Raw genomic sequence first — 24,229 nt, forward strand, 5'->3', positions numbered from 1 at the left:
TTTCCCAATCTGGTGTTCAGGAAATGGGCCGTCTTGCTTGAGGACGGCCCTTTTTTTATGTTGCGTGATGACGGGTGAATGATGGTTGACGATCTCGACATTCTGAAGAGCACGACCCTGGCTGACCTTGAAACATTGGGTGATGAGGCTTCATGGGAGGCGCTCAGGGTCAGGACGCTCGGCAAATCCGGCTGGCTGACGCAGCAGCTCAAGGCGCTTGGCCCGCTCGCACCGGATGAGCGCCGCCAGCGTGGCGCGGCGCTGAACCAGGTTCGGGATGTGCTCAACGTGGCCTTCGTACAGCGGAAAAAAGCGATCGAGTCGGATCTCCTCGCCGCCCAGCTGGAAGCAGAGCGCGTCGATGTCACCATGCCCGTCGCGCGTCGTGAGGATGGGCTGCTCCATCCCATTCATCAAACGATTGATGAGATGATCGATATTTTCGGCGGAATGGGTTTCGGCGTGGCGGAAGGGCCGGATATTGAAAGTCAGTGGCATAATTTCTCCGCCCTGAACACGCCGGAGCATCATCCCGCCCGAACGGAACATGACACATTCTACCTGCCGCGCCCACGTGCCGACGCGCCGGAGCCCGTTCTGCGCACGCAGACGTCAGGTGTGCAGATCCGCACGCTGCTGAGTAACGCGCCGCCCATCCGGGTGATTGCACCGGGCCGGACCTACCGCGCCGATCATGACGCCACGCATTCTCCGATGTTTCACCAATGTGAGGGGATCCTGATTGATCGCGACATCACGCTGGCCCATCTCAAATTCTGCCTCATCGCGTTTCTGCGGGCATTTTTCGATAAGCCGGATCTGCCCGTGCGTTTTCGCGCTTCCTATTTTCCATTTACGGAACCCTCGATGGAAGTGGATATTGGCTGGTCCCGCAAAACCGGCAATATTGGCGGGGGGGAGGACTGGCTTGAAGTGCTTGGCGCCGGGATGGTGCAGCCCCGTGTGCTGGCAAATTGCGGCGTTGATCCGGAAGTCTGGCAGGGCTTCGCTTTCGGGATGGGTGTGGAGAGGTTGACCATGCTCAAATATGGCATCCCTGATTTACGCTCATTTTACGAGAGTGACCTGCGCTGGCTGCGGCATTACGGTTTTTCCGCCTTTGAGACGCGTGTTCCGGGTAAGGGGGTCTGAATCATGAAATTTACCCTTTCATGGCTGCGGGAACATCTCGATTTCACGGCTTCCATTGAGGAGATCACAGCAGCGCTGAACCGCATCGGCCTCGAAGTCGAAAGCGTTGAAAATCAGGCTGAGAAATTATCCGGTTTCCGCCTCGCCAAAATCCTTGAGGCGCGCCCCCACCCGAATGCGGACCGCCTGCAAGTCTGTGATGTGGCGGCAGGCCCGGGATATGAGAAGGTGCAGGTCGTTTGCGGTGCGCCTAATGCGCGGACCGGGCTGCATGTCGTTTTCGCCCCGCCGGGCACTTATATTCCCGGCAGTGACATGACCATCAAAGCCGGTCAGATCCGCGGTGAGGCCAGTGGCGGCATGTTGTGCTCCCTGCGTGAGCTCGGATTAGGAGAGGAGAGTGACGGCATTGCTGAACTGCCGGAAGCGGTGGTGCTGGGCCAGCCTTACGCTGAGTTCGCCGGATTGAATGAGACGGTCATCGACATCTCCATCACCCCGAACCGGGGTGACGCGCTGAGTGTCTATGGCATCGCACGTGACCTCGCCGCTGCCGGGCTTGGGCATTTGAAAGCGTGGCTCGCAGAAGTTGTGGACGGGCAGGGTCCATCGACGATCAAATGGAAGATCGATCACGCTGATGCCTGTCCCTATGTTGTGGGGCGGCTGATCCGCAATGTCCGCAACCGGCCCAGCCCCGCCTGGCTACAAAACCGCCTTAAATCAGTCGGTCTGCGCCCCAATTCGGCGCTCGTGGACGTCACTAATTTTCTTCTGATGGATATAGGGCGTCCCCTTCACGTCTTTGATGCCGAAAAGCTTTCCGGCGATACGCTGTCCATGACATTGGGCCATGGTGAAAGCTTCAAGGCGTTGGATGGCAATACTTATCTGCTGAGCGATCAGGATCTGATCGTCGCGGATGAGGGGGGCGTTCAGTCTCTGGCGGGCATTATAGGTGGCGCGGCGAGCAGCGTTTCCAACGAAACACAGCACGTCTTTATTGAGTCCGCCCTCTTTGAACCTGTCCGCATCGCCCTGACGGGGCGGCGCCTCGGCATCCATACAGATGGGCGCTACCGGTTTGAGCGCGGTGTTGACCCGGCGCTCGTCCTGCCCGGGCTGGAAGCGGCGACAAAACTCATCCTCGATCTCTGTGGCGGTGAGGCGAGCGAAATCGTCTCCGCGGGGAGATTGCCCGAATGGCAGCGCACGGCGCGTCTTCGCTTTGAGAAGCTTGACAGCTTCGGGGGTGCCAAGCTTCAGGCTGATGAGGTGGTGGAAACGCTGGAGCATCTGGGATTCACGGTCGCTGCACGTGATGCGGCCTCTGTGACGGTCCATGTGCCGTCATGGCGTCATGACATTGCGGCCCCCATCAAGCTGGACCCGTCGCCAACGCTGGATGACAATGTCGCGGAACGCGCGGCGCAGAGCGTTAAACTGGTGGAGGGAGAGCGGGACCTTATTGAAGAGATCCTGCGGATACGCGGGTTGGATGAGATCGTGCCGCGTCCTCTGCCGGAATTTACGGGCAAGGCGGATCAATCCGTCATGGCGAAACGCATGGCGTCGCGGCGCGCCCGGCATTTATGTGCGGCGCTGGGTTTGACGGAAACCATCGGTTTCTCCTTTGTCTCAACGGAGGAGGCGGCACTTTTCAATGAAACATCCGAGAAATTATCGCTCCTTAACCCGATCGCGGTTGATCTGAGCCATATGCGGCCCACACCGCTGATCAATCTCGTCAAAGCCTGGCACCGAAATGAGGCGCGCGGCGCAGCGCGTGCGGCGCTCTTTGAGGTCGGGCCGGGTTTTTCCCCATCCGGACAGGCGACGTTGCTTGCAGGTCTGCGCGCGGGGGAAACCGCGCGTCGGCCCGGCGCACGGGCGCGGGAATATAATTTGTGGGATGTGAAAAGTGACCTCATGGCGCTCCTTGACGAAATGGGCGTCCCGTCAGAGGCGGTAACCGTGTCGCGCAAGGTTCCGCCTTATTTCCATCCGGGAAAATCGGGCGCCGTCCAATTGGGGCCCAAGACGGTTCTCGGCTATTTCGGTGAACTCCATCCACAGATCGTCCGGGAAATGGGTTGTAGCGGCACTTTGGCTGTTTTCTCGCTCAATCTCGACGCCGTACCGGCCCGAAAAGTCAAAAAGCGTCAAGCGCCGGAAATTCCCAGCCTGCAGCCGATCCATCGGGATTTCGCCTTTATCGTGGATAAAAAAGTGGATGCGCAGGATCTGCTGAAATCCGTCCGCGGCGTGGACCGAAATCTGATCACCGCTGTCAGTCTTTTTGATGTGTTTGAAGGCGGTAATCTGCCCGACGATAAGAAGTCGCTGGGACTAGAGGTGACCATCCAACCCCTCCATACGGCGCTGAAACTTGCAGAAATTGACGCCGTCGCCGAAAAAATCGTGAATATCGCGACCAAAACGGTCGGGGCCGAATTAAGGCAATGAGGCCAGGATGACCCAACCAGCGCGCCCACGTATCGTCTGGCTCCTCGCGGGGGAGGCAAGCGGCGACATTCTTGGCGCGCGGCTGATGGAGGCCTTGTCGCAGCTCGACCATAATATGATGTTTGTCGGGGTGGGCGGCGCGCAGATGGAGGCGCTCGGCCTGCACAGCCTCTTCCCGATGCAGGATCTCTCCATTATGGGGCTTGCGGAAATCCTCCCCCGTATCCGCAAGCTTTCGGCGCGGTTGGATGAGGCGGTGAATGACATCACCCTGCGCAAGCCTGACGTCATTGTCACAATCGACAGCCCCGGCTTTGCTCTGCGCCTTTTAAAGCGGATCAAACATCTCGGCATTCCGCGCCTGCATTATGTCGGGCCTCAGGTCTGGGCCTGGCGGGAGAGCCGCGCCAAATCCTTCCCGCAATTATGGGACCGCCTGTTATGTCTCCTCCCTTTTGAGCAGGGCTGGTTCCAGCAGCGGGGTATTCCCGCGACATTTGTGGGGCATCCTGTCATTCAATCCGGGGCTGATACAGGCGATGGCGCGCATTTCCGGCGGCGGCACGGGATTGCCGATCACGTCCCGATCATCGTGCTTCTGCCAGGCAGCCGGAAGTCGGAAGTGCCACGCCTTTTGCCAATTTATGGGCGCATGGTGGCGATACTGAAAGCGCGCTTCGGCGAGATCTGTCCCGTTATACCGATATCTCCCCTGATGCAGGGTGTCGTGCGTCACGCCACGGCGAAATGGGCCGAGCCGCCGCGAATTATCGTCGATATGCATGATAAATTTGATGCTTTCGCCGCGGCGGGGGTGGCCATGACAAAATCAGGCACCTCGACTTTAGAACTCGCCCTCGCTGGCACGCCGATGGTGGTGGCCTACCGTGTGCATGCGCTCACAGCTTATTTCGCCCGAAGGATGATCAAAGTCCCGTTTGTCGCGATGGTCAATCTCCTCGCCGGGCGGGAAATCGTGCCGGAACTGCTTCAGGAGAAATGCACGCCGGAAAATCTCGCTTCCGCCGTCACCCAGCTTCTGACCGACCCGGATGCGCGCGCGGCGCAGAAAACCGCTTTTACAGAGATCATGTCGCAATTACACGCCCCGGATCGGGATGGCGCGCCCGTCACCCCGGCTGAAGCGGCGGCCTATGAGGTGATGGCGCTTCTGCAACCCTCTGAAAACGTGTCACCCTGAAATCGCGCGACAAGTATGATCACCTCACGCTTTGGGATAGAGTTTTTCCGGCGCGATTTCGGGGGCGGCGTTCTCAACCAGGCCGCCGGGCGTGACGGAGAGGTAAAAGCAACTGCGCCGCCCGGTATGACACGCCACACCCTGCTGGGCGACGCGCAGTAGGACGGCATCGCCATCACAATCGAGCATTGCTGACACTAAAGACTGCACCTGCCCCGACGTCTCGCCTTTGCGCCATAATTTCTGCCGGGAGCGGGAGTAATAACAGACCCTTCCGGTCGTCAATGTCTCCCGCAAGGCGCCTTCATCCATCCAGGCCAGCATGAGGACTTCATGCGGTGCCGTCGCGGATTGCGCGATGGCCGCGACAAGCCCATCCGCGTCGAAACGGACTTTTTGCAGGATTTCCGAGATGGATGTGTCGGAGGGCGGATTATATGTCTGAGTCATCGTTCGGAAACCATGCAGGAGGTGAGGGCATAATCTCAATGCCGTTAAGTCGGAATGACCGCCGCCAGAACGGTTTGCGCAGCAATGCGACGCCAGTTTGCACGTGAGCGAGGCGCATTTCGCCGGCTTCCTGCCCATCTTCCAGCGTCAAGATGGTGCCAGGGTCAGGCAGGCAGGCTTGGGGGGTTGTGACAGGGACAAGACGCTTTTTGACGCCGCCCCGATAATGCATACGCGCCGTGACTTCCTGACCGACATAGCAGCCTTTTATCCAGGATATGCCATTAAGAAGGTCGAAATTCGCCTCCAGCAATAAAGTCTCATCAATCTGATAGATGGAAGAAGGCGGCAGCCCCAGCGCCAGACAATGCGCCGCGTAATCCGCGAGATCATGATCGCATTGCAGCATGTCCGCGCCTTCAAGGATGATCTTCCGCCACCCTGCCTGGGGGAGGCGCGGGTCGGCGCAGGCGCCAGAGGGGGGCGGCACATCCCATCCCGCATAAACCTGCCCTTCAGGGAGGGATATCTCGATTTTTGCCCGTAAGCTGTAGCGTTTAAGCTGGGTCAAGGTCGCATCCGCCCGGGTCGCGTCAATATCCAGCAGCAGCCTGTCATCCTGCGCCGAGAGGAAGAAATCAGCCCGATAACGTCCCTTCGGCGTCAGTAAAGCGGCCCAGATTGAGGTGTGTGCATCGCATGTCGAGACATCATTGGAGACGAGGCCCTGTAAAAATGCGACGCGATCAGGTCCGGCAATTGAAATAATCCGTCGGTCAGAAAGCCTGGCGCATGCCATATGATGTTTACCGCCTTGATACACGTAAAATTGCAACAGTCGCGCTTGACGCGCCCATTGGCTTTAAGCTGTGATAGAAGCGAGCAATTTGCAAGTATCCTTTCCCGTGGCGAGATTTTCGCCCGCCATGCTCTGCGTTCAGTGCGGTTGGCTGTTCGGGAAGACTGCACCGGAGGTAAGGTTTGCGCCGTTTCGAGATCGTCAACCCGGAAGATCATTCCATTGACAGGCGTCTCCGGCGGGGGATGGCCCTTGCCGCTCCGATTATCGGGATCATCGCCATTGTTGCGGTCATCAGCGCCGTCTCAGTGCATTCCTACCATGTCACCCGGGCGCGCGTGATCGGGTTGACACAGACACTCCTGCATGAGCAGCAGAAACTCCTCACGCGTGAAGTCTCGGACTATCTCGGTCCCGCGCCGCAATCCGCCACCATCGCGCAGGACCTTCTGACGGATCCGCTCAGCGATGCGCCGCCGCGGACATTTCTGGATTACGGCCGGTCCCTTCTCAACCACCTCCCGCAGATCGACAGCATGTTCATCGCGGATGATCGCGGCACATTCTGGTTCATCAACCGCGCCCCGAAACAGATCGCGGACGGGGTGGAGTGGGTGCGTCTCCTTCCGGGAAAAGATGTTTTCCGCCATTGGTATTACAACCATCAGGGCCAAATTGTGCGGACGGAGGACAAGCCCGCCAATGGCTATGATGCGCGCCAGCGTGACTGGTATTTACGGGCCGTGCGCCATCCGGGCATCAGTTGGGCTGAGCCCTATCCATCCCAGTCGCGGCATGAAATCTTCTCGACAGCCTCCAGCGCCTTGACGCTCCGAAATGGGCACCATGCCGTTTTCGCCATTAACCTTTCTCTCACGCGTCTTTCCGGCTTTCTGGATAAAATGAAAATCGGGCAGAATGGTAAGGCGATCATCCTTGATGAGAAAGGGCGCGTCGTCGCCGGGAATGATCTGCTGGAGATTGCCGCGCAGGCGCATTGGCAGTTCGATAAAATGGTGATCGACGCGAAGCAGACGCCGGTCTTCTCTCGCGCATTGTCCCTCTACCGCATTTATGGTTCGGGGGTGAAAATCATTTCGGGGCGTAAGACGCGATATGTCACGATTTATTCGTCTCTCGACGCCATCCGTCCCGGCTGGCTCCTCATCCTTCACGCGCCGGAAAGCGATTATGCGCGGATTATCTCGGTCGCGGGTTGGCAGGGTTTTGCTTTCTCTCTGCTGATCATCGCGCTGGCGGCGGGCCTCGCGGGCCTGCTCTTCCGTGAGAAGCGCCGCACGGTGCGCGCAACGCGTCAGGTCGATGATTTGCGGGATTCCCAACGCGTCGCGGAAGGGCTGATCGGTCGGCTCGTTGAGGATGATAATATCTTCGACATTGCCCAGCAGGCGCCGATTTTGAGTGAATCAGTCGCAGAGATCACCGGTATATCGCGTGTGGCGCTCTGGCGGGTTCAGGAAGCGGATCGCCGACTTATTTGCGAAGATGCTTACGAGGCGACGACGGGGCAGCATGGTTCCGGCCGAGAGATTAATCCTGACGAGGCCCAACCGCTTCTGGAAGCGTTGGAGCGCGTCTCCGTTCTGGATAATATGACGTCGGACACGGCCCAAGTTTTAAGGCCCCTCTGGCGGGCGGAGGGCCTGACGGGTGACGTCACGCATTACGCTGTTTATCCCATCCGGCGTCAAAATGGTCTTTGCGGGCTGACCGTGTTGACGGGCGCCATGACGCAGCCAGACGGGGCAAAATTCCTCCCCTTGATCAACGACATGATTGCGCTGCGCTATGCGGCCATTGCGCAGGATGAACGCGCGACATCCGGCGATCGCCATGTTGCTGACGCCGCGCCGCAACCTGTCACGGCGGCCAAAGTCGTTTTCCTGGATGCGGGGGAAAGCGGGTTCGAGACAGGTTGTTTCCCGGCCGTGCCCGTCGCCACCATTCACTTTATTCACCAGGATGCGCCGGATGTTCAGGCGACGGTTGATCTTTTTCAGAGGCTGGCCACTAAGCTGGAGGAAGTTGCGGAGACGTTTGCGCTTTCCGTGGTGCAACTGGCCGGCAATCGTGTTCTCCTCGTCGGTAAATGCGGCGCGGCGCTTGAGCCGGAGTCGGTTTGTGGCGTGGCGGATGCCTTGCTCGAACTGCGCGAGGCGGCCCAACGCATCCTGAATGCCGCCGATATGGTTCGCAATTTCAATATGGGGCTGGATGTCGGGCCGGTGCTTGGTGCGCATGTCGGGAGAGACGGCGCGCGTTACGCGCTGTGGGGTGAAGCTTTCGCCAATGCGGATCGTCTCGCCATGTCTTCGGCGGAAACCGGGTCGATTCAGGTTTCCGATGCGGCCTGGGCAGTCCTGAAAGATCGCTTCCTCTTCCGGCCGCGTGGCGCATTTTTCATGCCGGGCCGCGGTTTGACCGTGACGCACATTCTGGCCGCCCGAAGATGACGGAAGTCAAACTTTTCCTGCTGCAACGCCTCGCGACAATCGGTCGCGTGACGCGGCGCATTTTGCGGGCGACGCTGATCATGCTCAGCGCCGCCTGGGGTGTCGTCATTGAAGCCCTTTCCGTCGGTAATTGGCGGCGCACCGTGCGGCTCGAATTCTGGTCCACTTTGGTGCAGGCAACTGGTGGGGGTCTTATCAGCACGCTCGTGACGGGTGCTCTGGTCGGGTTCGCGCTTGTGGCGCAGACGATTTACTGGCTGGGCATTGCCGGGATGGCGGACGCGGCCAATGCGCTTATCATCACCATCCTCGTGCGTGAGGTTGCGCCCGTGCTGGTCTCCATTATTCTCCTGGGACGCAGCGGCATGCTTTCCCTTGCGCAACTGGGCCAATTGACGCTGGGGCGGGAGATGCGCGTGCTGCGCGGTATGGGGATTGATCCGTTTCTGATGTTCGTCATGCCGCGCGTGCTCGCCATCACGGTCAGTGCTTTCACGCTGGGCGTTGTGTTCAGCGTGATGTCGCTTGTCTCAGGCTATGCGGTGTGCCGGTTCGAGTCCGTGATATCCGTGCCTTTATGGACGTTTCTCTATGAAGTGACCGGGGCAATGCAGCCAATCGATTATCTGGCCATCCCGCTGAAATTCCTCGTCAGTGGTTTCAGTCTCAGCCTCAGCACCTGCCTGACCGCGCTTGATGTGCGGCATGATGATGATTTCTCAACCCTTTTGCCGAAAGGCTTTATGAGTGGGATGCTTGCCATCCTTGTCGTCAATGTTGCGCTCGGGATTACCTTCGGATGAGCGCGACATCACGCGCCTTGCTGGAATTGCGCCAGGCGCGCCCCGCACTTACGCGGAGTCATGACCTGACGGGACGTTATGACCTCAGCCTCAATGCGGGTGACTGTGCCGTCATCTCCTGCATGAATGACCTCCTCTCCGCGGCCTTCGTGGATCTGCTGATCGGATTGCGGCCTCTCGCTTCAGGGCAGGCCTTCTGCCTGGGGCTGGAGTGGCATCGCCTCTCAGCCAAACGTGCGGATGCGTTACGCGGGCGTATCGGGCGTTACACCAATCAGGGGGCCTGGGTCGGGCTTTTCACGATGGATACGAACATTCTCTTGCAGCAAATGCACCACACCACCATGCCCATTGCACAACTCGCGCAGGAGGCTGAATATTTATGCCATATTTTCGACCTGCCGGGACTGCCGACTTTGAGGCCCGACCTCATGCTCGCGCGGGATCGTCGCAAAGCGGGCCTTGTGCGTGCTTTTCTGGCGCGCCCGCCTTTGGTGATCCTTGAAAATCCATTGGATGAGGATACAGGTCTGGACGCGGATATCGTGCTTCAGAAGGTGACGGAGGCACGTCTTCAGGGCACGGGCTTTCTGTGCCTCACGCAGAACCCGGCGCTCTGGTCGCGCTATCGTGGCCGCGGCGTCAAATTCTATCAGCTTTACGAGAACGGTCTGGAACCGATCGCGGGGGGGGAATAATGCTCGGCTTCCGGAGGCGGCGTGACGCCGATGTGAGTGGCGATCCCACAATGAATTTACGTTACGCCAATGAATGGGTCGGCGGGCTTGTGCTTGTCGCGATTGGTGTCTTCATTTTTGCGGTGATACAGGCCGGCGTGTTGCGGGAGTGGCTGACACCCTCGGGACGCCTGCATTTTCAGCTTCCTCAAAGCGGTATTGCGGGCCTCGCTGTTGGCAATGATGTTGAACTCATGGGCACGCGGATCGGGACCATCCGGGAAGTGAAAATCAATGATCATGGCAATATGTATGCGATCGCCACGATTGACCCGCAATTTGAGCCTTTCATCCGTGATGACAGTAAAGCCGTCATTAAAAGGCGCTTCGTCGTGGCCGGGGCGAGTTATATTGAACTGACACGCGGGCAGGGCACGCCGCTGGACTGGACCTTTGCCGCAGTGCGGGCGGAGGCGGAGCAAAATCCGGGCGACCTCATTATCAAAACCGTCAATGATGTCCGGGCGCAGCTTGTCCCGACAATCCAAAGTGCCGAGAAAATGGTGACAGACCTTGCCGCCGTGACGACGGCCCTTAAAGACGGCCAGGGGCTTGCTGGCGGGCTGATCATGGATCACAAACTTCTCGCACGTGCTGACAGGATGACGCGGGACCTGCAACAAACGATTGCCCAGCTTCGACCGCTCGGGAAGCAGGTTGACGCGATCATGAAGCAGACAAACGGGGCGGTCAGCAACGTCCATCAGATTACGGACGGGCTCAAGCGCTCGACGCCGCAAATCCGGTCCACCATCACCAATGTTGACCAGGCAAGTGTTGCGCTTCCGGCCCTGTTGACCCAGGCGCAGATGACGGCGGATAGTCTGCGCAAATTATCGGATCAGCTTCGGCAGTCCTGGATTCTGGGCGGCGGTGCGGCATCCCCTCAGAATGACCTGCCGGTCGGGGAGATTTCACCATGACGCGTCAGCGCCTCAATCGCGCGACGGGGTGCAAGCCCACCGCCCTTCGTCGCTCCCGCTTGTTGATGGCCCTGAGTGGTGCGGTGCTTCTGTCTGCCTGCGGGCGTGGCGCCGCGCCACCCGTGGCGGATCAGAAAATGCAACAATCGCTGGATGCCGGGCGCAGCGCGTATGATCTCGGCTATCGGACGCAGGCCCTCTCCGCTTATCGCGTGGCCTATCAGCGCGCCCTTCTGAGTAATGATCAGGCGGGGCTGGGCTCTGCGGGATATAACCTCGCGGTGGTTCATTTGAGGGATCATCAATGGCAGGCCGCGCTTGATTCCGTTTCGGTGACGGAAAAGGACCTGGCGATAAGGGGGTTCGGGACGCCGGCGCGTCTGGCGCTCGTGCAGGCGGCGGCCTTATATCAGGGGAAGAATTATGCCCAGGCTGCGCATATCGCCTGTCACCTGCCTTCCTCGCCTCTCGCATTCGGGCTGAGGGCGCAATATTTCTGCGGGGTGAGCCATGTTGCGTTGGGTCATGACGCGCAGGCACAGCAATCTTTGACCGTGCTTGACCAGGCGCGCGCGCAGGATCCGCGCCTGAGGGCTGACCGGGCTGCTCTACGTGCGCAGCTTCGATTGGCTCAGGGGCGCTATGGAGAGAGCCTCAATGCCGCGCAGGAGGCTGTCACACTGAATCGCCTCACCGGGAATTACAGTGCGATGCGCCAGATGCTGGATATCGCTTCCGTGAGTGCGGGGAAATTGGGGCGCTCTGACCTTGCGCGTGCGCTGACGCGGCAAAGCCAGCAAAGTCTGGAAGCTGAAAATGCCGCTCAAATTCCGTCAGATGAGCCGGACGATCTTAGCGCTGGGACGGCATTATCGCATAGCGAATAAACGCGGCGATCATGCCGCCTGGCAGGGCCGTGAGGACGAGTGTAATGAAGGCGCGAAGTGTCAGAGGATGAAGCGATAATATCAGCGCCGCCAGCGCGACCCAGAGAAGTGCGCTTAAAATATGGCGCAGGCGTTCCACTGGGACGGAAATAGGGCCTCTGAACTGGGTCACGGCAATGCCCAGAAGCAGAACGGCCCACGCCGATATATCGAAACCGATATGCATCATGATTTCAGACGCCGGGCACCGCCAAGCGCAAGGAGGCCCAATATGGCGGCGATGAAATCAACCGTGAGATAGATGCGGGACGCCTCATGCCAGGCTATCTCGCGCGTTGAAAAATCAAGCACTGGGATGGCCAGACCGGCCAAGGCGATGGCGATAAGCTGACGACGCCAGGCTGTCATGGAGCGTCCCCTGAAAACATCCAGCGAAGCGGCGGCAATGGCGATGATCCAGACTGAAAAGAAGATGCTTGTCTCGACGTGACAACTCTTCACCATTCCTCCCGGAAGCACACGGCTTGACGCAAGATAAGCGAGCATGGCGAGCGGCAACGCTGTCGTCACGGCCAGTGTCGCCGCTTCTCCCAATCTGAAGCTGGACCGATGCCCGTTTGCGCTGCGTCTTTTCATAAGAAAAATGACAAGTCCCGCGGACATCATCCAACTTCCGGCGAGCCCTCCGGTAAAATAGAGGAAGCGAAACGGATATCGGGCCCAACGCGCGTAATGGAGTCCGGCAAGCCAGCCTTTGACATTGGCAATATCCGCTTGATGTCGCTCAAGCCGGACGTCGCCTGTGGGGAGGGGCGCGATGAAGGCGTCGCGGGTGATGACCGTGCTGGCCATATCGTTGCGAAAATATCGGATGTCCTTCTGCGTGAAGGTGATGAAGCCAACCTTCCCCTTGCCAAAAACCCCTTCCGCCTGATGGAGCAACCGGGAAATTTCGGGCGCCTCCAACGGTGCTTGCGGTGGCATGGCGGGTTTTTTCGCTTCATGCACTTTATTGTGCGGCATGGACGGGAAAAGTCGCATCGCGTGGATTGACGCGCCCGTGTAAGCCATCATCGCCATAAACGGGATGAGCAGCACGCCAACCAAGATGTGCGCGTCCGTCCAGGAGCGCACCCAAGGCCCCTGACGCCGGAAAAGCAAAAAATTAGGCAGAAGCCGCTTTAGCTGGATGATCACGCCCGCCCCCAGCGTGACGAGGAGCATCAGCGCCGCGATCTCTGTCGGGATGCTGCCCCAGGGTTTCGGGAGGAACAAGCCATGGTGAAACACATAGAAAAACGTGCCGCCATAAGTGACGCGGCGCGTGCGCAGTGCGCCGGAGGACGGGTCAATGACCGGGCCGATGAAGCTCGTGCCATCATAATGCACGACACGCAAAAACGGGTCACGGATGGAGGGAAGGATGATAAGCGGGATGAAGCCACGCGCCTGCATCTGCGCAACTTCATCGATCGCCGTGTTCATCCCGGCTTCACTTATGTTGGGAGAAGGATCGCGCGCGAGTTCAGGCTGCATCCAGCGCGTGATTTCCGTGTCGAAACTGGTGAGCGCACCACAGGAAAAAATCACAACCAGGAGAAGTCCCGCAATAAAGCCGACCCATGCGTGCAGCCAACCCATGCGTTGGCGCAGCGTGTCACTGAACATGGGGAGAATAATGCGCCTGACTTAAAGCATGTCCCGCGGCACCTGCGCCTTCCTGATGGGGCAGGGCGACATCACGTCGTTTAAACGGAATTGAAAAGAGGGCGAGTAGAAAAGCAGGCATGAGAAAACAGACCAGCAAATAGCTGCAATGTGGCGCGAAAGGACAGTGATAATGTGTTGCCACCCATTGATCGAGCTTCAACGCGCCGAACCCGAGCACCCACACACCGGCCAGCCCGCCAAGGAGCCGGCGCGCACGACGTCCGTTGAAGCGGCGCGCGGCCCGCCCGCGCGCATGATTAAGATTGTGTCTCACTTGCAACAACTTATACGAACCGTCCGAAAAAGCAAAAAACTGGTTAATTTCCAATTGCAACTGTTTCTCATTTGAGACAACTGGAAGGAAGTTGAAGTCAGTTCGACCCTTTGTCAATAAACATTTCACGATGGAGTCTCTTTTGGCGACCTCTCATACCCGCCAATTCTCTCGTTCTTTTACGCGGGTTGGCCTTACCGTTCTCGGCGCCTCAATAGGTTTCACCGCGCAGGCAGCACCGACGACGCCTGTCGATGCAGGGACGCATCAATCTTCAGCCAGCAATGTGACATCCGTAAATGCGTCGGATCGGGAAAATCTCGTCGTCCGCGCCAAACGTGAGAATCAGATGGAAGTCACGCAGAGTGGCGATCTCGGCGTGTTGGGGCATATGAGCGGACTCGATGCGCCTTTCAATGTGCGCAGTTATACCTCCAGCATCATGCTCAATCAGCAGGCCCAGACGCTGGGGGAGGTGCTTGAAAATGACCCTTCCGTGCGGATGACGCTCGGCTACGGTAATTTCTCCCAGATGTTCATTATTCGCGGCCTGGCTGTCGCCGGAGATGATGTCGGGATTGACGGGCTCTACGGCATTGCGCCCCGCCAGCTCCTCCTGCCGCAATTATATGAGCAGGTGCAGGTGCTTAACGGCACCAATGCATTTGTAAATGGTGCGGCCCCAGGTGGGACCTCAATCGGTGGCAGCGTCAATCTTAAACTGAAGCAGGCGGCGAAGGACCCGATCACGCGCCTCACGGGCAATTACGGCTCTCGCGGTCAGGGGGGTGGCGCGCTCGATGTCAGTCGGCGATTCGGGCGAAATGATCAGTTCGGTTTCCGGCTGAATGCGGCAGGGATGGGGGGCAATGACGCCATTGAGGGTGAAAGGCGTCGTGCTGTCGCCATTGGCGGTGCCTTTGACTGGCATGATGTTTCCAACCATACGCGGCTGATCACCGATATCGCTTACCAGAATCAGGGCGTCTATCATGGTCGCCCGGGTGTGCTGCTGTCATCCACCCTGACATCCGTCCCCCGCCCGCCAGCTTCCTCCGCCAATTACGGATTGCCCTGGACTTACACCAACCTCAATTACCTTTTCGGCCTGATGAGGCTTGAGCATGATTTCACCCCGCATTTGATGGGTTACGCGTCATTTGGGGGGCAGAGCGGGTGGGAAAAGGGCGATTACGCCCAGCCAACCGTCACAAATGTGCAGACAGGGGCGGCCACTTATGGCGGCATGTACGTCCCCGCCGTCACCACCAATGAAAGCCTTCAGGCGGGTTTCCGCGGGAGGTTCGATACCGGGCCGCTGCGGCACGAAGTCAATCTCGGTGGCTCTTCCGTATGGACAAATATGGCGACTGCTTATTCCATGGCGCTGACGAAAGGAGACACAAATCTCTACGGCCCTTACGGAAATCAGGCACATCTGCCGTACAGCTTTTCAGGGGGTAACGTCGATAATCCGCAGCTCAATAATGCGACGCGCCTCTGGAGTCTCTTCTTCTCCGATACGGTCAAGGCTTTTCATGACCGTGTCGCTTTAACCGCCGGGTTCCGCTACCAGAATATCCGGCAGATTTCCTATAATTACGGCGCCAGCCCGGCGGATCGTTACGCGCAGGGCGCCTTTACGCCGGTTGTCGGCCTGACCGTACACCCCACGCGCCACACGGCAATCTACTTCAACCGGTCAGAGGGCCTGGCACCTGGCCCGACAGCGGGCGGCAATGTCGTGAACCTTGGGGAAATCTTCCCGCCTTACCGCACCGTGCAATATGAAGTGGGTGCGAAATATATCCAGCGCAATTTCGCGGCGTCGCTCGCACTTTTCCAGATGAGCATCCCCAGCTCCTATGTCGAGCCGTTGGGCGATACGGGGCGGTCCATTTATACCGTCAATGGCATGCAGCATAATCGCGGCATTGAGCTCAATATCAACGGCACAATCGTCAAGGGACTGCGCTTTAATGGCGGCGCCACCGTCCTTGATGCAACGCAGGTCCGCACGGCGAATGACGCGCAGAATGGTCTCAAATCGCTGGGCGTGCCGGGCTACATGATCAGCGGCAATATTGAATATGATGTACCCAAACTGAAGGGACTGACCCTCGTCGCCCGTGTCGAACAGACGGGACATCAATGGGCCAATGCCAATAACACACAGCGTGTTCCGGCCTGGACGCGTGCTGATCTTGCGGCGCGCTATGTCTTCCTCGCCGGTAAGAAACCGCTGACATTGCGCTTCGGTGTCGATAACATTGCCAATAACAGTTATTGGACGTCCGCCTATGGCGGCTACCTTTATCAGGGCTTGCCGCGCGTCTATAAATTCTCATTCACGACGGATTTGTAACGCAAAAAGGGGCGGTGACATCCGCCCCTTTTCTCTCTCTGCAAAAACCGCCTTGCAGCCTGATGAATCAGGGCAGAGCGGTTTTTCTATGCGGCGCTAATGGGTTTTTGTCGCGGGGCGCATACCGAGTTGCGCCAAAAGGCGACGATCACGATGCTCGCTCGGGTTTGGTGTCGTCAGAAGTTTATCACCACAGAAAATCGAGTTCGCGCCCGCCATGAAGACAAGTGCATGGGCCTCGTCACTCAAAAGTTCACGCCCTGCCGCCAGGCGGACATGGCTTGCGGGCATGGTGATCCGGGCTGTTGCGACCACACGCGCAAAAGTGATGGGGTCAATCGGCGCCGCATTCTCAAGCGGTGTGCCAGCGACACGGATGAGGAGGTTGATCGGCACGCTCTCCGGGTGCTGGGGCAGGTTGGCGAGGGTCATAATCAGCCCGGCGCGGTCGTTCTCATCCTCACCCATCCCGACAATCCCGCCACAACAGACATGAATGCCCGCCTCACGCACATTTTCGAGCGTATCAAGACGGTCCTGATAGGTGCGGGTGGAGATGATCTGGCTGTAAAATTCCTCTGACGTGTCGAGATTATGGTTATAATAATCGAGCCCTGCTTCCTTGAGGGCCGCACTCTGCGCGGCTGTCAACATGCCGAGCGTGACGCAGCTTTCCAGCCCCAGTGATTTGACGCCGCGGATCATCTCACACACGGTTTCGAGGTCATGGTCCTTGGGGGACCGCCACGCGGCGCCCATGCAGAAGCGTCCGGCCCCCGCATCTTTCGCGCGCTTCGCCTCATCAAGCACTTTCTCAATGCTCATCAAGCGCTCTGCCTGCTGACGCTCAGCATGTCGGGCGCTTTGGGGGCAATAGGCGCAGTCCTCGGGGCATCCCCCTGTTTTAATGGAAAGAAGCGTCGAGATCTGGACTTCATTCGGGTCAAAATAGGTGCGATGCAGGCTTTGCGCCGTGTACATCAGCTCCGGGAAGGGCAGCGCCAGCAGGGCCGCGACCTCGTCACGCGTCCAATCGTGCCTTATCTCGGATTTTCGGGTCGTATCCGTGGATCGGGTGACGGGTTGCGCGTGTAAGGCCGTATTCATTGTCGCGAATGCTCCAGAAAACCATCATCAAATCGCCCAGCGATGCCATGAGACGCATCATTTGTCACGTCCAGGCAAAGCCGCGACAGGCGACGTGCGCCCTTCGCCAGCGTTAACATTGTCAGACTTCGCTTGATCCTGCGCGCAACGAGGCGCATGTTATTAGGTCAGGCGAGGTGTCCGCCGCAAGTGGCACGTTTGGGGATCGTATGAAACACTGGCGCATTGAGCAACTGGATTGGGATGCTTTCGACGTATCGAAGGTCGATCCTGAAATTATTCCTATCGTCAAAGCAGCTTCTGTCGTTGAGCGCAATAGTCTGGATTACGCGGCCTACCTTAATAATGTCTTTATTGGCGACCCGGATTTTGCCAAAGCCGCAGATGCGTGGGCGGTTGAAGAAGTGCAGCATGGCGACGCCTTGGGCAAATGGGCCATGCTCGCGGATCCGACATGGGATTATAAATTGGCATTTCAGCGTTACCGACAGACTTATAAAATTGACAAGGATGTCGATGCTTCCATCCGAGGCTCCCGCACAGGGGAACTGATCGCGCGCTGCATGGTGGAGACGGGAACATCCTCGTTTTACACAGCCCTGGCGGATAGCACGGATGAGCCTGTTCTCAAGGCGGTCTGTAAGCAGATCGCTGCTGATGAATTCCGCCATTTCAAGCTATTTTATGACCACATGCACCGTTATCTCGGGCGGGAAAAGCTGGGGGTGATCCGTCGGGCGCAGATCGCCTTGGGGCGTGTGCTTGAAAGCGAGGATGATGAGCTTGCTTCCGCATTCTACACGACAAATGTGCCCGAGGGCACACCTTATGATTACGGGCGCTGCATCGCGGATTACATGGCGCGCGCCATGCCACGTTACCGCCCGAACCATATTCAGCGCGTTGTCAGCATGATCTTCAAGACAATCGGGATCAAGCCGCATTCCGCCATCCAGACAGGCACGGCGAAGCTGATGTACCGGATCATTCAATTTAAATCCCGGCGATATCAGAAACAACTGGCAGGCTGAGACAAACCGCGAAGCCTGTCCCAAGAGCAGGACATCCCGTCAATGAGAAAGAGAACGGTTCAGCCCTGCATGCTTCAATCCCGCCATCTCGTCAGGCGCGGCGTGCTGAGTCTGACGCTGGGCGGTCTGCTCTCCCTTTCAGCATGTAGCGGCGCCTGGCGACATGACCCTTATGAACTGCCCATCGCCCGCTACAGTAACGGGCCAATTGCAGACGCCGCGCCCCCTGCATCGGTGGAAGTGGCGCGACAGCTCATGGAACAGGTGGGTGCTTCGCAATATACGTCACCAGGTTGGCAGCCGGGACGGGTGAGGCAGGTCGTTCTTCTGACCTTCCGGGCTGATGTGTCGGCGGCGCAGAAACAGGCTTTTGCCCTGCGTCTCGCGCGCCTGACGCAGGATTCCCGCCGCCCGGATGGACGCCACCCGATCGACCTGATCGAAATGGGGTGGGAGGGCGCGCCGCACCTCCCTCCTGCAGGGAGGCACTTCCTGTATATTCTGCAATTCCGATCGGAAGGGGACCGTCACTTCGTCATGGGCCCGCCCATCGTGACAGATCCGCATTTTTATGACCCGGCTTACGCGGCTTTTTCCGCTTTCATGTCCGGGCTGATTGTCGACCGCACGGAGTATGGATATCATCCTGCCATCGTTCCGGGAATCGTTGCGCGATCAAAACGCGCATCCTGAAGGCGGGGGGCGACCCTCAGAAATGCTTATAACAGACATGCCAAGCTCGGCATGAAAGACAAATATCAGGAGCTCTGGTTTGACCAAAAAATCTGTTCTGAAAAAGAGTCTTCTTGCCGCGAGTGCGACCTGGCTGGTCGTGGCCGGGGCGCAGCTCGGTCGTGCCGAAACAAAGCCTTATCCGGCAGGGTGGGGTTTTGATACAGCAGGCATGAACCGATCGGTCAAACCGGGGGATGATTTCTTCAGTTTCGCGAACGGCACCTACATCAAAAATATTCGCATCCCGGATGATCGCTCGAGCTTCGGCGCGTTTGACGTTCTGGCGGAGACAGCACGTGAGCGCGTTAAAACCCTGCTGATGGAAGCAGGCAGGAACGCGCCGGACTCTCCGATCACGACAAGTGAGAAACTGGGCGTTTATTATGCGACCTTCCTCGATGAGTCGAAAGCCAACCAGCTCGGCAATGCGCCGCTTAAACCTTATCTGACCGACATTCGTAACGCGCATGATGTCAAATCGGCCGTTGCTCTCTTCGGCAAGGCGTCTCACCAGTTTTTTTACAGTCCGTTTGAAATCTCCATTATGGCGGGTTTTGATGACCCGACAAAATATGTCATCGCGCTCGGACAAGGGCGCCTTGGCATGCCGGACCGGGATTATTATCTGAAGCCGGAATTCGCGGCCAAGAAAAAAGCCTACCGCGCCTATGTCGAGAAAATGCTGGGGCTGATCAACTGGCCCAATGCCGCGCTGGAAGCGACACGCATCGTCACATTTGAGACGGAGCTCGCCAAAGCGGAATGGCCCCTTCAGGCCCTGCGCGACCCTCTACGTCTGAATAACCCGATGAGTCTGGCGCAGCTACAGGCGAAAGTGCCGGAAATCGACTGGTCGCTTCTCCTGACCGAGGCCGGTATCAAGCCGGAGGATTTCAAGTCCGAGAAACTTGTTGTGCTTGAGCCTGCCGCGATCCGAAACATGGCGGCACATATTGCCGGGCTGGATAATGCGACCCGTCAGGCATGGATGGCGTTTCATCTTGCGGATGATGCGGCCCCTTATCTCAGCCATAATTTTGTGCAGGCTTCCTTCGACTTCAACGCGCATGAGCTTGAGGGCCAGCCGAAACTGAGCGCGCGATGGAAGCAATCCGTCACCGCCACGTCCGCCGCCATGGGTTGGGCCATCGGGCAGCAATATGTGAAACGTTACTTCCCGCCGAGCGCCAAGGCCAGCATCACCAGCCTTGTCGGGGAGGTGAAAGAGGTTTTTGCTGAGAGATTGCGGCATAATCCATGGATGTCGCCTGAAACGCGTGAGAAAGCGGGGCGTAAGCTCAATAATTTCCGCATCGAGGTGGGATATCCTACCAAATGGCGCGATTACACATCGCTTGAGGTCAAAAAGGGCGATATTTTCGGCAATGCGACGCGTGCTATGGCCTTTAAATGGCAGCATGATCTGTCTCACGTGGGTAAGGATGTGGACCGGACTGAATGGGAAATGACGCCCCAGACCGTCAACGCCTATAACGAGCCGACACAGGTTGAAATTGTCTTTCCTGCAGCCATCCTGCAGCCTCCCTTCTTTGACCCGAATGGCGACACAGCCGTTAATTACGGTGCGATTGGCGGGGTCATCGGTCATGAAATGACGCATTCATTCGATGATGAAGGACGTCAGTTTGATGAAAAAGGCCGCGTGCATCAGTGGTGGACGCCGGAGGACATCAAGCGCTTTAACGCACTGGCGGATCGCTTCGGCGCGCAATATGAGAAGTTCGAGGTCTTCCCCGGGCTTCATCTCAACAGCAAACTGACAATGGGCGAAAACATCGCGGACCTCGGTGGGCTCACCCTCGCGCTCAACGCCTATCACGCATCGCTCAAGGGCAAGCCGGCACCGGTTGTGCATGGTCTGACCGGTGACCAGCGTGTTTTCCTCGGTTGGGCGCAGGTCTGGCGGGAAAAATTGCGGGATGATGTCGTCAGAAAACGTGTGACCACAGATCCACACTCTCCGCCAAAAGCACGAGTCAATCTGCCAGCGCATAATCTTAACGATTGGTACGATGCTTTTGACGTAAAACCGAAGGACAAGCTTTATATTCCGCCCGAACAGCGGGTTGTGATCTGGTAATTATATAATGGGGATTAAAGCGAAAGGAGGGCACGTGCCGGGCAGCGTCTAGGCATGTTTAAAAAGGAGACTTTTTGCATGTCCGGATTGCAGCCACCTGACGGCACGCCCAACGTGCCGCAAACCGGTGACCCTGGTTTGCGGCGTCATCTTCTTGAACTTGATAACGAGAAAACAGCCATATTGCGGGACCTGCTTTGTGTCGCGCGCGGGCTGTGTCTTGCCGAGGCGGCGTATGTCTCGGTCTTTCTTGATCACAAGGAAGCTTTAGTTTTACGTGTCGGTGCGCTGCCAAAGGAGATCCCTTTTCGCGCCGCTGACTTCCGCAATTATCTGCAGAAAAATCCATTTTTCGAGACGTGTGACCTGTTGCAGAGGTCGGAGCCCGGCCTGGCCGTGCTCATGGAAAGCCCGTGGTATTATCGTTCCTGCGCAATCCTTCCTTTGATGATGGGTGGCGCGCTGATCGGGGCATTCGGCGTGCTGGATCGCAAACCACGGAAGGATCATCTGAGTGACGCGGCCATGTCGGCGCTCCGCTCTCTGGCGCGAAGTCTCGCGGCTACCCTGACCCGAAGCGCGCCATCCGCGCGGCCCGCCAGGCCGTCCGAAGCTTCCGCAACGCCCCGCCACCCCCCAATGCGAAAAAATGAGGACGTTAATAAAGGGGCAGCAGCGGCGCAACGCGTCAATCGCAATGGTCTTGTCGGTTTTTTTGAAGCGGATGTGCAAAGCGGCACAGTGCGCATATCACCGTCACTCTGCCGGATGCTCTCCCTGCAGGAACGCGATATTTTCCCGATCTCGGCCATCAGGCCCTGCATCCCGCGATTACCGACCCGCCGCAATCTTCTGGACGGGCTCGGCCTGCATGATGGTGCGACGCTGGATTATAAAATCCGCCTTGGCGGCGTTGTCACGGAACGCCCCCGATGGCTTCAATGCCGGGTTGCGCTCATCAAAGGTGAGGACGCGCACGCTGCCCATCTTTGCGGGATCGTCTCTGACGCAAGCGACCATGATACAACGATCAAACATTATGACCTTCTCGCCCTTCTGGGGAAGGAACTGCGCCTCGCCCATCAGGCTGTCGATGCTTATCGCATCGCGGCGCGACATTTGGGTGAGAGCCTGGATGTTGATTACGTGCAATGTTTCCACTTTGACGCGCATACGGGGCAGAAAAGCCATGATTATGGCGGTTGGAGCCGTCGCGGGATGGCGCAAGCGCCGGACGTGCCGTTGCAGGGGCAACGAATATGGCAATATCTCTCTCGCGGAATGGTGCTTGCAATCGGTGATCTCAGAGAGGTGAGCTGGCTGCTGCCGGAAACCCGAAGTCACACCGCGGATGGGCCGCGCGCCTTTCTGATGATCCCGACAATCTCTGAGGACCGATTGAAGCACTGCGTCGTGATCGCATCGTCGCGGCCACGCGTGTGGCGCGTCGCAGATACGTATTTCACCCGCATCGTTGTTGACTGGGTTGAAGCGGTCTCCAATCTGACGGAAGCCCGGCTCGGGCAGGAATTTCTTTACCGGGAAATGGCGCATCGTCTCAAAAACACGCTGACGATCGTCCAGGCCTTGGCGCGGCAAAGCCTGCGGGATTGTCGGGACCAGGCCAGTGTCAGATCGTTCGAAAGGCGGGTTCATGCGCTTGCTTCCGCCAATACGACGAGCATGACCCGCAGAAGCAAAAAGGCTGAGCTGAAAGACGTCGCGCAGGATGTGTTGAAATTGATCGCGTCCCTGACACGGTTTGAACTGAATGGCGCGCGCGTTGCCTTGGGTGCGAAAACGGCTGGCTATCTCGGCCTGCTGCTGAATGAACTCGGCACAAACGCCATTAAATATGGTGCGCTTTCAAACGAAGCCGGCAAAGTGCGTCTCTCCTGGCTGGTGGAAGGCGCGGAAGAGGATGCCCGCCTCGTTATCAGATGGGTTGAGACTGGAGGCCCGCGTGTCAAAGCGCCGCTGCGCAAAGGGTTCGGGTCTCAGATGATTGAATATGGCCTGGGCGAGGGGTGTCACGCGACGCTCTCCTTTCCGCAGACCGGGTGTCAGGCAAGTTTCAGCATGTCGATGCGCAAAGCGGGTGAGGATTGATTTTTCAGAGCGTTCCTTTACTCATCACGGCGAAAGCGCGTCGCACTCAGGTCATCATCGCCGACGCCGCATGAATTTAGGATGGACGAATGGGCGTGATCAAACTTGGTTTTCTCCACACGGCACTTCATGCAGGATGTGCGAGCGCGGTGGCACGAGTCATTGAGGCCCACGGGTTTGAGGTTGATTATGTCGATCTCACGCGCGGCGACGTGAAGGAAGCGTTATTCACGAACCAGCTTGATATTTATGCGTCGACCTGGCTGCCAATGGATGATGATCTCCTGAATGGCAATTATCGTGCGGTCGGTGATCTCTATCAGCCTCTGCCGTCCTGGCTGACGGTTGGGGACGTCACCATAGGGGAAGGCGGGGCCGTGACATGTGATGCGATCTACGCAGCGGAGTCAGTCCGTCATCTCTATGCCGACGCGTTACAGTCTTTCAAACGCACGTCGCATAAAGACGTCACCATCATTGATGACGAAACCCTTTACCACCAGTTAAATCACGCGGCGCAACAAGATCAACGTGTGCTCGTCGCGGCGATGCAGCCGCACGCGGCATTTTTTGATGCCCGCTTCCAGCTTATAGAAGCGGGCCTGCCGACGCTCGGTGCGCCGCTGCGGGCGCCACTCCTGATTTCGGAAAATCTCGCGGAAAGTGGTGACCCGGATCTGTTTGATGAGCTTTCTGAAATGATGCTGGGGGTCAAGGTCATGAGCGCCCTTGATTACGCGATCACGGTGGAAGGCGTTGACCCTGAAGATGCAGCTGAGTCCTGGCAGAGAGGCCGACTTATCCCGCGCTGATGTAAAACACGTTTTAAGTATGTTGCTTTTCAGCATCAGTTGTGGCGGTGGTCACGCGTAAAAATTTTATTAAATTGCTGCACTCATTACTGG

Annotated in this window: 20 protein-coding genes; 14 read left to right on the plus strand and 6 right to left on the minus strand. The window is 58.0% G+C overall.

Annotated features, from left to right (window positions below):
* Nucleotides 1-81 precede the first annotated feature (81 nt).
* Genes pheS through lpxB form a run of 3 tightly spaced genes read left to right on the plus strand, consistent with a single transcriptional unit; the run spans nt 82 to nt 4,819 of the window.
* Complete coding sequence (gene pheS, locus N5W20_RS01465; RefSeq protein WP_319807800.1) at nt 82-1,152, plus strand: phenylalanine--tRNA ligase subunit alpha; 1,071 nt, start codon at nt 82-84, stop codon at nt 1,150-1,152.
* A 3-nt stretch (nt 1,153-1,155) separates the two neighbouring features.
* The gene (gene pheT / locus N5W20_RS01470; RefSeq protein WP_319807168.1) at nt 1,156-3,618 is read left to right on the plus strand and encodes a phenylalanine--tRNA ligase subunit beta; all 2,463 of its coding nucleotides are present in this window, start codon (nt 1,156-1,158) and stop codon (nt 3,616-3,618) included.
* Between the two features lie 7 nt (nt 3,619-3,625).
* Nucleotides 3,626-4,819: a lipid-A-disaccharide synthase gene (gene lpxB, locus N5W20_RS01475; protein ID WP_319807169.1), complete on the plus strand. Its 1,194-nt coding sequence runs from the start codon at nt 3,626-3,628 to the stop codon at nt 4,817-4,819.
* Between the two features lie 24 nt (nt 4,820-4,843).
* On the opposite strand, the gene hisI is transcribed toward lpxB, so the two are convergent.
* A complete protein-coding gene (hisI, locus tag N5W20_RS01480) occupies nt 4,844-5,269 on the minus strand; it encodes a phosphoribosyl-AMP cyclohydrolase (RefSeq protein ID WP_319807170.1) in 426 nt (141 codons plus the stop codon).
* Nucleotides 5,253-6,068, minus strand: a complete 816-nt coding sequence (gene ygfZ / locus N5W20_RS01485) for a CAF17-like 4Fe-4S cluster assembly/insertion protein YgfZ (RefSeq protein WP_319807171.1) — start codon at nt 6,066-6,068, stop codon at nt 5,253-5,255. The genes hisI and ygfZ overlap by 17 nt, the downstream gene beginning before the upstream one ends.
* A gap of 182 nt (nt 6,069-6,250) precedes the next feature.
* Between ygfZ and N5W20_RS01490 the strand changes: the two genes are divergently transcribed.
* The 5 genes from N5W20_RS01490 to N5W20_RS01510 are packed head-to-tail and all read left to right on the plus strand — an operon-like array spanning nt 6,251 to nt 11,892.
* A complete protein-coding gene (locus N5W20_RS01490; protein WP_319807172.1) occupies nt 6,251-8,542 on the plus strand; it encodes a cache domain-containing protein in 2,292 nt (763 codons plus the stop codon).
* Complete coding sequence (locus N5W20_RS01495) at nt 8,539-9,345, plus strand: MlaE family ABC transporter permease (protein ID WP_319807173.1); 807 nt, start codon at nt 8,539-8,541, stop codon at nt 9,343-9,345. Before N5W20_RS01490 ends, N5W20_RS01495 begins: the two co-directional genes overlap by 4 nt.
* The gene (locus N5W20_RS01500; RefSeq protein ID WP_319807174.1) at nt 9,342-10,043 is read left to right on the plus strand and encodes an ATP-binding cassette domain-containing protein; all 702 of its coding nucleotides are present in this window, start codon (nt 9,342-9,344) and stop codon (nt 10,041-10,043) included. Before N5W20_RS01495 ends, N5W20_RS01500 begins: the two co-directional genes overlap by 4 nt.
* A gap of 32 nt (nt 10,044-10,075) precedes the next feature.
* Nucleotides 10,076-11,005, plus strand: a complete 930-nt coding sequence (locus tag N5W20_RS01505) for an MlaD family protein (protein WP_319807175.1) — start codon at nt 10,076-10,078, stop codon at nt 11,003-11,005.
* Complete coding sequence (locus tag N5W20_RS01510; protein ID WP_319807176.1) at nt 11,002-11,892, plus strand: hypothetical protein; 891 nt, start codon at nt 11,002-11,004, stop codon at nt 11,890-11,892. Before N5W20_RS01505 ends, N5W20_RS01510 begins: the two co-directional genes overlap by 4 nt.
* Here the strand turns inward: N5W20_RS01510 and N5W20_RS01515 are convergent.
* Genes N5W20_RS01515 through N5W20_RS01525 form a run of 3 tightly spaced genes read right to left on the minus strand, consistent with a single transcriptional unit; the run spans nt 11,858 to nt 13,876 of the window.
* Nucleotides 11,858-12,121, minus strand: a complete 264-nt coding sequence (locus tag N5W20_RS01515; protein ID WP_319807177.1) for a hypothetical protein — start codon at nt 12,119-12,121, stop codon at nt 11,858-11,860. The two genes, N5W20_RS01510 and N5W20_RS01515, sit on opposite strands and share 35 nt — an antisense overlap.
* Nucleotides 12,118-13,560 carry a PepSY-associated TM helix domain-containing protein gene (locus N5W20_RS01520; protein ID WP_319807178.1) on the minus strand — a complete coding sequence of 481 codons (1,443 nt, stop codon included), beginning with the start codon at nt 13,558-13,560 and terminating at the stop codon, nt 12,118-12,120. The genes N5W20_RS01515 and N5W20_RS01520 overlap by 4 nt, the downstream gene beginning before the upstream one ends.
* Nucleotides 13,550-13,876 carry a hypothetical protein gene (locus tag N5W20_RS01525; RefSeq protein ID WP_319807179.1) on the minus strand — a complete coding sequence of 109 codons (327 nt, stop codon included), beginning with the start codon at nt 13,874-13,876 and terminating at the stop codon, nt 13,550-13,552. The genes N5W20_RS01520 and N5W20_RS01525 overlap by 11 nt, the downstream gene beginning before the upstream one ends.
* Nucleotides 13,877-14,018: 142 nt before the next feature.
* Between N5W20_RS01525 and N5W20_RS01530 the strand changes: the two genes are divergently transcribed.
* Nucleotides 14,019-16,241, plus strand: coding sequence for a TonB-dependent receptor (locus N5W20_RS01530; RefSeq protein ID WP_319807180.1), 2,223 nt, complete (start codon nt 14,019-14,021; stop codon nt 16,239-16,241).
* 96 nt (nt 16,242-16,337) lie between these two features.
* On the opposite strand, the gene bioB is transcribed toward N5W20_RS01530, so the two are convergent.
* A complete protein-coding gene (gene bioB, locus N5W20_RS01535) occupies nt 16,338-17,348 on the minus strand; it encodes a biotin synthase BioB (protein WP_319807181.1) in 1,011 nt (336 codons plus the stop codon).
* Nucleotides 17,349-17,557: 209 nt separating this feature from the next.
* On the opposite strand from bioB, the gene N5W20_RS01540 reads away from it, so the two are divergent.
* From N5W20_RS01540 to N5W20_RS01560, 5 genes are all read left to right on the plus strand, one after another.
* Nucleotides 17,558-18,379, plus strand: coding sequence for a ferritin-like domain-containing protein (locus N5W20_RS01540; protein WP_319807182.1), 822 nt, complete (start codon nt 17,558-17,560; stop codon nt 18,377-18,379).
* 69 nt (nt 18,380-18,448) lie between these two features.
* Nucleotides 18,449-19,072 carry a Dabb family protein gene (locus N5W20_RS01545; RefSeq protein ID WP_319807183.1) on the plus strand — a complete coding sequence of 208 codons (624 nt, stop codon included), beginning with the start codon at nt 18,449-18,451 and terminating at the stop codon, nt 19,070-19,072.
* Nucleotides 19,073-19,151: 79 nt separating this feature from the next.
* The gene (locus N5W20_RS01550; protein WP_319807184.1) at nt 19,152-21,215 is read left to right on the plus strand and encodes a M13 family metallopeptidase; all 2,064 of its coding nucleotides are present in this window, start codon (nt 19,152-19,154) and stop codon (nt 21,213-21,215) included.
* Nucleotides 21,216-21,293: 78 nt separating this feature from the next.
* Nucleotides 21,294-23,324, plus strand: coding sequence for a sensor histidine kinase (locus N5W20_RS01555; RefSeq protein ID WP_319807185.1), 2,031 nt, complete (start codon nt 21,294-21,296; stop codon nt 23,322-23,324).
* An 89-nt stretch (nt 23,325-23,413) separates the two neighbouring features.
* Entirely contained in the window at nt 23,414-24,136 is a 723-nt protein-coding gene (locus N5W20_RS01560; protein ID WP_319807186.1) for a glycine betaine ABC transporter substrate-binding protein, read from the plus strand.
* Nucleotides 24,137-24,229 lie beyond the last annotated feature (93 nt).

It is taken from the genome of Candidatus Kirkpatrickella diaphorinae (assembly GCF_025736875.1).
GTDB classification, from domain to species: domain Bacteria; phylum Pseudomonadota; class Alphaproteobacteria; order Acetobacterales; family Acetobacteraceae; genus Sorlinia; species Sorlinia diaphorinae.